The sequence below is a fragment of the Mesorhizobium sp. WSM4837 genome, from assembly GCF_055811435.1.
The window spans coordinates 1-9,682 of sequence record NZ_JBVVQE010000122.1; the positions used below are offsets into that span (position 1 = coordinate 1).

At 55.8% G+C, this 9,682-nt stretch carries 9 protein-coding genes and 2 pseudogenes; 2 read left to right on the forward strand and 9 right to left on the reverse strand.

All coding sequences use genetic code 11. From position 1 onward, the window contains the following. Nucleotides 1-93 precede the first annotated feature (93 nt). A pseudogene (locus AC0L3D_RS35025) lies at nt 94-557 on the forward strand (IS5/IS1182 family transposase); the annotation flags it as partial. A gap of 7 nt (nt 558-564) precedes the next feature. Here AC0L3D_RS35025 and AC0L3D_RS35030 read toward each other — a convergent pair. The 7 genes and pseudogenes from AC0L3D_RS35030 to AC0L3D_RS35060 all read right to left on the reverse strand — a co-directional run bounded on the left by AC0L3D_RS35030 (nt 565) and on the right by AC0L3D_RS35060 (nt 7,624). Beyond that, nucleotides 565-855: a hypothetical protein gene (locus AC0L3D_RS35030; protein WP_473647355.1), complete on the reverse strand. Its 291-nt coding sequence runs from the start codon at nt 853-855 to the stop codon at nt 565-567. A gap of 204 nt (nt 856-1,059) precedes the next feature. Next, nucleotides 1,060-2,814, reverse strand: coding sequence for a hypothetical protein (locus tag AC0L3D_RS35035; protein ID WP_473647363.1), 1,755 nt, complete (start codon nt 2,812-2,814; stop codon nt 1,060-1,062). Nucleotides 2,815-2,850: 36 nt separating this feature from the next. Then, nucleotides 2,851-3,291, reverse strand: a pseudogene (locus AC0L3D_RS35040) (TniQ family protein); the annotation flags it as partial. After that, complete coding sequence (locus tag AC0L3D_RS35045; protein WP_473647356.1) at nt 3,248-4,249, reverse strand: TniB family NTP-binding protein; 1,002 nt, start codon at nt 4,247-4,249, stop codon at nt 3,248-3,250. The pseudogene AC0L3D_RS35040 and the gene AC0L3D_RS35045, both read right to left, overlap by 44 nt. Further along, nucleotides 4,233-6,452 carry a hypothetical protein gene (locus tag AC0L3D_RS35050; protein ID WP_473647357.1) on the reverse strand — a complete coding sequence of 740 codons (2,220 nt, stop codon included), beginning with the start codon at nt 6,450-6,452 and terminating at the stop codon, nt 4,233-4,235. The genes AC0L3D_RS35045 and AC0L3D_RS35050 overlap by 17 nt, the downstream gene beginning before the upstream one ends. Next, nucleotides 6,449-7,171, reverse strand: coding sequence for a Tn7 transposase TnsA N-terminal domain-containing protein (locus AC0L3D_RS35055; protein ID WP_473647358.1), 723 nt, complete (start codon nt 7,169-7,171; stop codon nt 6,449-6,451). Before AC0L3D_RS35055 ends, AC0L3D_RS35050 begins: the two co-directional genes overlap by 4 nt. Nucleotides 7,172-7,183: 12 nt before the next feature. Beyond that, nucleotides 7,184-7,624 carry a hypothetical protein gene (locus AC0L3D_RS35060; RefSeq protein WP_473647359.1) on the reverse strand — a complete coding sequence of 147 codons (441 nt, stop codon included), beginning with the start codon at nt 7,622-7,624 and terminating at the stop codon, nt 7,184-7,186. Between the two features lie 163 nt (nt 7,625-7,787). On the opposite strand from AC0L3D_RS35060, the gene AC0L3D_RS35065 reads away from it, so the two are divergent. Continuing rightward, nucleotides 7,788-8,102, forward strand: a complete 315-nt coding sequence (locus AC0L3D_RS35065) for a DUF6471 domain-containing protein (protein WP_473647360.1) — start codon at nt 7,788-7,790, stop codon at nt 8,100-8,102. Between the two features lie 295 nt (nt 8,103-8,397). On the opposite strand, the gene AC0L3D_RS35070 is transcribed toward AC0L3D_RS35065, so the two are convergent. Together AC0L3D_RS35070 and AC0L3D_RS35075 are read right to left on the reverse strand one after the other, a co-directional pair. Then, nucleotides 8,398-8,928 carry a hypothetical protein gene (locus AC0L3D_RS35070; RefSeq protein ID WP_473647361.1) on the reverse strand — a complete coding sequence of 177 codons (531 nt, stop codon included), beginning with the start codon at nt 8,926-8,928 and terminating at the stop codon, nt 8,398-8,400. A 499-nt stretch (nt 8,929-9,427) separates the two neighbouring features. Then, nucleotides 9,428-9,616: a hypothetical protein gene (locus AC0L3D_RS35075; RefSeq protein WP_473647362.1), complete on the reverse strand. Its 189-nt coding sequence runs from the start codon at nt 9,614-9,616 to the stop codon at nt 9,428-9,430. Nucleotides 9,617-9,682 lie beyond the last annotated feature (66 nt).

Sequence of the window (9,682 nt, forward strand, 5' to 3'; positions counted from 1 at the left end):
TGGCGGGGGGGGGGCGCGCCCCCCCCCCCCCGCCGCGGGGGGGGGGGGGGGGGGGGGGGGGGCGGGGGGCCCCCCCCCCCCCCCCCCCCCCCCGCCAGTCTGAGCAAGGCGGATGCGAACAAGCAGCGCTCGGCGGAGGGATCAAAAGAGGTCGACTGGGGGACGATGGCGGCGACCCGCCGCTCGGTCAAAGTGTATCTCGACGCGCTGGATGACGCTGCCTGGGGTGCAGAAAGCGAGGTGAAGCCTAAATTCGTCTCGAAGTAGGACCCTGCCGCACAGTGGACGGGAGCGCTGAAGGGCCATGCCTTCTTCGCCTACGCCGCCAACCATCTGATCGATCTCGATCATGCCGTCATCGTCGACGTTGAGGCGAGCCGCGCCATCTGTCAGGCGGAAGTCGGTGCGGCGCGCACCATGATCAAGATCGCTTCGGCCCCTATCCGGGGCGGCTGGCCGCCGACAGCGCCTACGCATCGGCCGAGATGCTCGCCTGGCTGGTGCATGAGCGCGGGATCGAACCTCACATCCGCCTGGATGGGACCTTCGAACGGGCCGACTGAATTAGTACGTCTGGTACGGTTGAACCGAAAAAAACAAGAGTCGGGCAGCTTCACGAATCGAGTCCGACTCAGCCATCAGCCGCCTTTTGCCAGGACCATCCGGACTAATTGCGATTGCCGCATCGATATCGCTGAGCCTGGCGCGGTACTCGGCAATCATCCCAGCATAAGCAATAATGGCCTCTCTCGCTTCCGGGGAAGCGAGTCTGAGTTTCTCTGGATCAAGGGAACAGCGAAATTTCGCAAGCTTGTCTTCTGAATAGGTAGTCGTCGAACCATGATAGTTGATCATGACATTCCTCATATGTGAGATGCGGGGGTTTCGTCGACCCCGCCGACGATAGAGAAATGATCTCTTAAGAAGAGCGATCTGTCAATTTTTTTCTGTTTGTGGCTCACGAGACAGTCGGCTAGATCTCGACTTTCTTGGAAACTTCTTCAATTGGTGATCCTGCCGTACCGTTGCCCTGGCGTACTCGCAAAGACGAACGAAAATCTACGATGGAACAAAGATAGCGCGAACTTTCTGCAAACATTCTTCAATCCACAAGAAAGCTGGCAAAGGGTCACATTCAAAATCGTGCGAAATTGTCTCCCCGTAGTAAGCTCCCGCCTCATCGAAATTTCTTGCGGCGTTAGGCCACGTGGCACGAATTGCAGGCAATCGAGAGTGGAATATCTTAGCCTGGCGGCGTCCATTGATGGGGAACCCCAGAGCAATGCTGCCTTTTGCGACTGACAGGCTAATCAGTACGCGCGCACGGCCCGTTGCGTCTCTGACCGTGGCCGTGGCTGAATCTGGTCGCCAATAGAGAAGGTGGGAGCACCTTGATTTCTGGAGATGTCCCTCAAGTGCCTCCCAGAACGTTGCCTCCCTGCAAAGCGACGGGAACTCTCCAAACTCAAGGCTCAAGGCTCTCTCGGCATCTCTTCTGCGAACGAAGTCGGCCCCGACTTTCTTCGACGAATAAGCAAGATCTACGCCGAGCCTTTGAAGACGAAGTCCCGCTAAATTGCGCCTACCTCCCAGCAAAGAAGCGAACATATGGGCCGGTGCGAATTCGGACCGAAAACGCTCAAAAGCTCGTCGGTCGAGAGTCCTCTTTCCTGGAACGACCGTAAGCGCTCTGGCCAGGACGAGCTTCGCAATTACTCGATACTCCACCTGCAATTGGCATGCCGCTCGACCGGAGGTGATTACCCATTCATCCGCTGTCCGTTGACGGGTTTGGTAGGGCCTCGACTTTGAGACGGGCATGGGAACAAGTGCACCCATGATACCGGCTTCCGACTTGAGCCAACCAAGGATAGGAAGATTGCCACCGACGGCTCGAGATGCTGCGGTTCCCAAAGAACACCTGGCCTTCACCCTGTACTGGTCGAGGTTGCCTAATGTGACATCTTCATCGGCCCTGGTAATGCTGCTGCGAAGATCATTAACAAGCCGTTCGATTTGTCGGATGTCGTAGCGCGCTGCGCGCCCCGCTTGCGCCTTCAAAGCCGGCTTGATCCCTAAGTGTCTTTGCACTCCTGGAAAACGCTCTAATGATACGCCCAGTGCTTGCGCGGCGGCTTCAGAGGGCACGAGGTTGTCAACGAGCAGACTAATCTTAGGAATATCCACCTGAGCACAGAACCGGCTGCCGGTGTCAGTTTTAATAGCCAACCAGCCCGTTAGCTGCCTGACTTCACTGGGGTACAAGCCCATCTGGTCCGATAAGCTATTAAGTTGAAGTTCCGCATTGTTGACCGTTTTTTTCCTCAAGGGCCGACAAGAACGACTTCTCATCATTGAATCGTCCATCGCTTGTCGCAATATCATTGTGGACGAGCTGTATTGTTTCGACTTTATGGCACTATAGAGCCAACCGAGATTTAGCTTCATGTCTTTGCAGCTAGAATCACCTTTTTCGTATGAGGGCGCCTGTCGCAGATAGTCGTCGCATAGAGCGTCCAACGAACCACCATTTGCTATGTAGTGAAATCCCTCTGCAATCGCATCGGTAAATGCGCTTCGACCGTGTCCATGCACGTGCTTCCATCCATACTTTGACATCCTACCAATTGCGCTGCAGAGGTACACGACGTCCAGAAGAGGCATTATGTCCAGGAGCGGTTGGGGCGAAACCGGCCATGCACCGAGGCGACCCATGACATATTCGGACCACTTCGCGCCGATGCCATTTATGTCGGGCGAGTTTTCCCCCAGGCGTTGAAGTAGGTTTAACGGCGAAGCATTCTCCCACGCCAATTTCATGCCTCCTGGACTGCTGGCTAAAGCAAGCCCGTGAGTTGGGCACACTCGCACGACTGCCAGATCGAACCAGAAACGGTGGTAGGACTCTTCTCGCACGCATTCTGGACAATATCGGCGCCGGCTAATGGACCAGTCGCGGCCCAGTCTAAGGTGCTGTCCCCGAAGATACACTGATTGTCTCACGATCCTTGGTGTAACGCTGCGTAGCCGTTCAATGCCAGCTATTGGAAGTTGCTCGCAGAACTGCAGCATTTGCTGGGGGTCAATATTGCGACCGTTAAGCCCCAGTGACATGGCATAGGGAGGGATCGATTGTTGCCCATTGTGCGCTGCCAGGCGCAGGAAAAAGCCGTGAGCAGGTTCATGCTCGTACGGTTCAAGCCACCGCGGGATAGGAGGAGGATTTGCTGATGAAGACCATGACGGCTTATTGAGCATGAGCGCTGCGCCTCCGCTTGGCAAAGGGGTCATGTGTTGTCAGTGGTGCCGTAGTAACCACAGGATCTGGTTTTTTGGACCAATCGTCTCGGAACGGATTAAAGCCCGTCTGGGGCGGTTTGATCCAGTCGTAGGCCTGTGCCAGATGCGTCGCATCCAGTTGGTTAGACCCGTCGTTGATTGCCAAGCTTCCGGCAATGAACAGGAAATTTTTCAGCAGGCCGATGATTCCTTGGCTCACCCAGTGCAGCCGCTCGGCTGTGGCCGCAGTGCCGAGGCGTGACTTGTCCAAGAACGGCATGCCCTCATCGAACTGATCGCACAGCAGCCGAAACGACTTGCGTTCCTCGTCACTGTCCCAAGAATATGGGTGCAGGAAAGCATATTGGAGTCCGCCGCGCCCGACCAGCTGCTTATCGCTCGACAGCAGGCCGTAGGTCTCGGGTAATCCGATGCAAACGATGCTTGCCTTCTCCAGGTTCAGGATCTTCCGCATGAGGCGCTTGAAGTCGGATGCGAGACGAGGGTTCTTGATGTCACAGACGTCCTGAACTTCATCGAAAATCAGAAGCTCGACTTCGTGTAACTCAAGTCCGCGCAGGATGTTGTTCGTAAGCACCGAATTGTTCATGCGGAGCGTATGCGCGATACTCATGGCGTCCGCGAGATTTTCCAATATTGCTCGGTAGCCACCTGAAGCTGGCATCTCAACGAGAAGCGCTGGATAGATCATGCCTCGCTCGCCTAGGCGCTGAGGAAACCCGCCGAGATAAGACTTTGCACCAAACGTTTTCCCCGTCCGACTGTCTCCCATGACCAACGAAATCGATCCGCTATCGGCCACTCCGCCGACGACTGGGAAATGGAACCGGGCGAAGGCGTCGCGGGCCTCCTTTAGGCGATCGTGGTTGATGATCAGCTTTTTCATGATCAGCTGCCGTTCACCCACAGGGAGTTCGGCGCGCGCTGCGCGGTCAGGAAGTACGTCCATCACTCACACTCCAATTCTTACTCTTCCTGAACTGATCCAGATCCGAGAGGTCGTCGCTCGGCGCGCCTGAGTCTGCTGTCGAGGTAGGCGAACCTTTCCAATCCCGCCTCGTCTGGGCCGGTACGGCGTCCGCCGACGGGATATCCGTTAGAATCTCGGGTAAATGCGCTCCGAGATCGAGAAACCCGGTTGCAGAACAGTCGCCAAAATCTTGGGCGGAAATGGTGCTCGAAAGCTTCTTGGCGGTTTCAAGTTGCAGATATCTGGCAAGCTTACGTTGCACTTTCTTTTGGCTTGGCTTGTTCCTAAGCTGGCAAATGAGCTCGGCCAGCTGAGCCTTGGTCCTCATCAACTGGTCCACGTCGCACTCGCCTCGAACCTGCTCCTTGGCCCGGGCGATGATTACGCGGTGCTGATGAAGGGTCAGTCCGTCTGCATACTTCCGGTGCGCATCTGTTGCGTGCAGAGCAAGCACCTCACCAGTGTGATGGTTGATGAGGTTGATGGTGCCAAGGTCTTGAGGGTCACGAACCAATTTGTACTTCGTTGTCGGTTTGCCAGCCTGACGTGCGCGATGGCGGGTGTCCGTGAGAATCGAAATTAGCGAGGCACCCTCATATTTGATGTAGTCCCATACGACGCCATCGCGCTGGATGGTTCGTTCGATGGTGTCGCCCGCCAGTGCAATGAAGGTGTCCCTGCTCGGCAGTGGCGCCGTTTGGTAGGTCTTTGCCTTCCTGTTCCATACATTGAGCGGCACATCGCCAACGCCGCGAATGATCCCCAACCCCTTGGTGATCTGCACGTGGTATATGTCGCAGATCCATTTGGTGATTAGCGCTTCCAGTTCAATCAGCGTAAGGGTCGCAGCGCCCAGGTTTTCATGGTCGCGGCGTGCCAGAACGTTTGAAAGTACGGTTCCCGGCAGGGAATGGAGAAGCCCGACGTTGAGGGTTCCAAAGAACCGTTCGAGTGCGCCCTTCAGCCAAGGCGACCGTGGGGCCAGTCGAACCACGTTGAAGCCAAGTTCTCTACCCGCCTCTTCGATATTGTGCCCGATGAAATGCAGCGCATTGTCGACGAACAGGTTCTCTATCCGACCGAAGCAAGGCCACTTATTTTCGATTCCGGTAAGGTGGCCGAGGTCTTTTGGGTAGATCGTATGCTTCAAGCCTTGGATGAAAGCCGCATAACTGGGCTCCTCGAAGCCGATGGAGAACCCTAGAATCATGCTCGTCGCACGATCACGAAAAACGATGATGTCGGGACGACCAAAGACGATCCCACTTTCATCGGCGATCAGGATGTCGAGCCGACCATGATCGACTTCTACTTGTTCATAGGGGCGCTCTGGCAGCGCAACAGTTGCGTAGGTGCGGTTGCGATTACGAGCGTAACGCTCTCCGCGCCTAGCGACGTCGCGTGTGAATCGATCGACCGCCGCACAACGCCTTTCGAAAGTCCGCGGTGACGGCGGCCTCAGATTTCCGTTGAGTTGCACGAAACGGGGCCCAAGGCTGTCCTTGTCCAGCGCGGATCCAAATTCGTTGTCGTATTCCCTCACGCGTTCACACACAGTGGCATACGCCAAATCCATGCTGGCGCCGGCGAGATACACGTTGATCCCAGGCTCAATCGCAGTTTCCTGCCAAGAGGCAAGCTTGGTACGGCGGCTCCCCTTCAAATCATGTCGGTCCGAATAGGCCGCAGTGCCGTAAGATGATCCGTACTGTTTGTGCTCCTGAAGCCAATTGAGCACGGAGGTGAACCCTGGGGGTTTCTCCCCACGCCTCTCGGCGACCTCTCTCAGAATCGGGTTCAGGACTGATCTTGAACGCCGAAGGCTGTCTCCCAGCGCGAGACACGCCGAGACATAGTCGCTCTTCCGCAGGTTGGATTGGTGAATCTTCTCGCTGCAGACCAAGGGCGAAAGTGGCCTAGCCGTTTCTTCGGACACGAGACCGCTCTCAAGCACGAGGAACTCGCCACACGCCTGAAGGCCTGCGATGTCGGCGTCGGTGAGAAGTTTGGAATCCTCTGTCTGAATGTCGATAAACAGCCACTCCCGCCCCAGTTTTTGCCTGGTCCGATATTCGCGCCCGTCGATGGAAACGCGCGAATAGAGCTGCAGGGCAAACTTTGGGTGTTCGACGACGATATGTTGGGAGGTCGCCTCCGGCGCCTGTGACGGGGCTGCGATCATGGCCTCAGAATCTCCGAAATAACGGAAGCCATCGAGAGCGGAATGCCAAGGTCGATGTGAGCGACGCCGCGTGCCACCAATGCCATCACCGTTGAGAAGGCCCGTTCGCGCAGATCGCCATTTTCACCTCTGCTAACAAGATTTTGCAGTTCGGAAATCGAAACGGGCCCCGATGCCGCGAGAATTTCGCGCAGCTGCAAATCCAACGAAACATCAATTGGTCCGCGGCTGTGGATCAGGATAATCTGGCAGTTTCCGAGACGTGGCTGCGCGCGGACTTCCCGTTCGGTCAGCACCTGAAACTTGACGCCGTGGTCCTGTTCATATGCCTGCCGTATGACCGGTTCCTTCTCCCGCCATTGGGGTTGGGAGCGAAAGAACGATGCCTTGGCGTCAATAACCGAAATATTTCCGCGCCGGTCGCTCACCACGACGTCAGGCGTGTATTCTCGTTTCTCCGCACCACCGTTCGGCGTGGGCAAGAAATAGGTCAGCTTGTGGGGCTCGACGGCAAAGGAAGCGACATTCGGGTCGACTTCAAGGAGCGTATGAAGATCACGTTCCAGAAGAGAATTGAAGCGTGTCTCGCCCCGTGCTTTCTTGGAAGCCGAGAAGCCTCGGTACGCCAGTGTCTTGCTGAAACGGGGAACTTTTCGGACAGATTTTGCGCCTTTGACCAAGCCAAAATGCGACGGGTGGATAGAGGAGCGGGTCCGCATGACGAGCTCCTATCAAGCGACGGCAGCGAGGGCGGAAATATCTTCGTCCCAACTTGCAAGTTCGGCATAGCTAGCGGTCAGGAGATGCCCGAATTCTTCCTCAGATACCTCCAGCGTCTCGGCAGCTTCAAGCCTGCTGAAATTGTCGAGCGTGACGAGGAGCAGCGCCTGCCGGTGCCGTGGCGCAAGTGCCATGAGATTGAACTTGCGGCTCACAGTGGTCGGCGCGAACCAAGTAGGAACGCGGAGCAAGGCCGAGGCGTAGAATTTCCAGTGCAGTGTATACAAGCTGATGCGCGCGCTAGAGGTCGAAGGGAAAATCCCGATCTCGGCGACGAGCGCCTCAAGCATGGTGACAATGACGGCATCGCCAACTGCTTGGGAGCCGGTCAGTGCCATCGAGTGGCGGCGAAGAAGGGGGAGTAAAGGTGCAATTTCGGATGATATAGTCACGGATGCGTTCTCCAGATGGGATCGGACCGAGCTAACAAAAAGCTAGACCATTCCGATCGGTTTTGATACCTTGGTATCCAGAATCGATACATAGTGGAGCAGTGCTCGCTGTGTCAATGACAAAAGTATCGATTATGGCGACAAACGGGAGCAATGAGTCATTATGGTTAATTTGAACTCCGATGAGCGCATCTGGGATGGGCTCAGGGCAAAAGATTGGACGCTGGAAGCAAAAAATATACTAAAGGGGGAACTGAAAAGACGTGGAGTTACGTATTCACAGCTATGCGACTTGCTTGGGAAGATGGGAATTTCGGAAACAGAAGCAAATATCAAGAATAAAATAAGCAGAGGTGGGTTCTCTTTCTCATTTTTCCTGCAGTGCATGGGTGCAATAGGATCAACTCATATAAGTTTTGGGCCGGACTATTACGTCAAGTTCTCGCATCAGTTGCTTGATCTTGATATTGAATTTTAAGTGGCGCGTGATTGCCGAAGGCGTGATCATGTTCGCCAGGACGCACATCATTGGTCCGCGGCCATGGATCAGTATAATCGGGCAGTTTCCGAGACGTCGCTGCGCGCGGATGTCCCGTTCGGTCCGCACCTGAAACTTGACCAGTGGTTCTGTTCATATGCCTGCCATATGACCGGTTTCTTCCCCCGCCATTGAGCTAGGGAGCGAAAGAACGATGCCTTCGCGTCAAAACCTTTGACCAAGCCAAAATGCGACGGGTGGATAGAGGAGGGCTTACGCACGACAGGACCCCTCACTATGCGAATGCAGGAATAGCAAGCTCGCTGTGGACCATAAGCTGGTCCGGGACTCCGTTCGCCGCGACAGTGGTCGCGTTAGCGAGCGTGCACATCGAGATCTCGCTCTCGTAGGGAGTCATCTGGATCACGATGTCCGCATAGGCCGAGGTCAAGAGCTCCTCGAACTCCTCTTCAGACATCGCTAGCGTCTCGGCAGCTTCAACCATGTCGAAACCCTCGGCCGCGACGAGGAGAAACGCTTGACGCCGTACCGGCGAAAGAAACATCACGTCGGTGTCGCCGCTCTGACCGCCACCTGCGAGGTTCCACGTCGGCACGCGGTCTATAGCGGAGGCGCAGAAACGGGAGAAGAAAACAAACAATCCTGTGCGTGGACTCGAGGCGGTAGGAAAGATGCTGAAATCGGCGACAAGCTCCTCAAGCATGGCCACCACCAGCGCATCGCCGACCATTTGCGAGCCGGCAACAGCCGTTGAGTAGCGACGAAGAGACGGCAAGTGGGGAGCAATTTCGGCTGACAAAGTCATGATTTTCAATCTCCAGATTGGGCCGGCTCATCCGGTTAAGAGTAAAAATATGCGATAAAAGTCAAAATGCAATATAGCACGAATTGTCAAGTATTTCTTTACAAGAAACAAAAGCGGAGGGGCAAGAACGATCGTGGGACATATTTCCAACGGAGATTTGAGGGATACGTTTGTAGCTGACTAAATTAAATAGAAAAAATTAGTACTGACAAATGGCGCCGTCGTCGCCTAGTATCAATGCACGTTATGTTGAAGACGTTTCATCAAATCTTATGGTCAGGAGAGCGCAGTGAAGATTTGGTAAGGATAAGAAGCCAGCTTCCGGCTGGCGACAATCTCTGAAATCAGCAGTCTGGAGTTTCGATGTGGGCCCATAGGGCTCTCCGCGCACTCTCATGGGGGGTTGCTGGCGAGCGATGATTGGATTCGCGGCGTGCATGTTAAGGCTCGGTGGTGATCCGAGAGGGAGAGGTAGGGCGCGTCCCATGGGGACCAGGCTCTAGGCTGACGCCCCGAGCCGCTGTGCGTCTCGGCCCATGCGGATGACGATCCTTCGCGCGGAGAGAGGCTCGGGAACACACCACCAAAGCAGGCCGGCAGCCTGTTCGCTGTCGCGGCGGGGCCCCCCGCGGGGGGGGGGGCGGGCGGGGGCCGGGGGGGGGGGGGGGGTGGGGGTGGTGTAAAACACCAGGTGTTTGGTGTTTGGGGGGGGGTTTTTTTTGTTGGTTTTAGCGGCGATAACGCACGATTATTT

What these genes read in the sequence shown, in the direction of transcription:
- AC0L3D_RS35030 (WP_473647355.1), bottom strand. Translation starts at nt 855, where the DNA reads ATGATCAACTATCATGGTTCGACGACTACCTATTCAGAAGACAAGCTT.
- AC0L3D_RS35045 (WP_473647356.1), bottom strand. Translation starts at nt 4,249, where the DNA reads ATGGACGTACTTCCTGACCGCGCAGCGCGCGCCGAACTCCCTGTGGGT.
- AC0L3D_RS35050 (WP_473647357.1), bottom strand. Translation starts at nt 6,452, where the DNA reads ATGATCGCAGCCCCGTCACAGGCGCCGGAGGCGACCTCCCAACATATC.
- AC0L3D_RS35055 (WP_473647358.1), bottom strand. Translation starts at nt 7,171, where the DNA reads ATGCGGACCCGCTCCTCTATCCACCCGTCGCATTTTGGCTTGGTCAAA.
- AC0L3D_RS35065 (WP_473647360.1), top strand. Translation starts at nt 7,788, where the DNA reads ATGGTTAATTTGAACTCCGATGAGCGCATCTGGGATGGGCTCAGGGCA.
- AC0L3D_RS35070 (WP_473647361.1), bottom strand. Translation starts at nt 8,928, where the DNA reads ATGACTTTGTCAGCCGAAATTGCTCCCCACTTGCCGTCTCTTCGTCGC.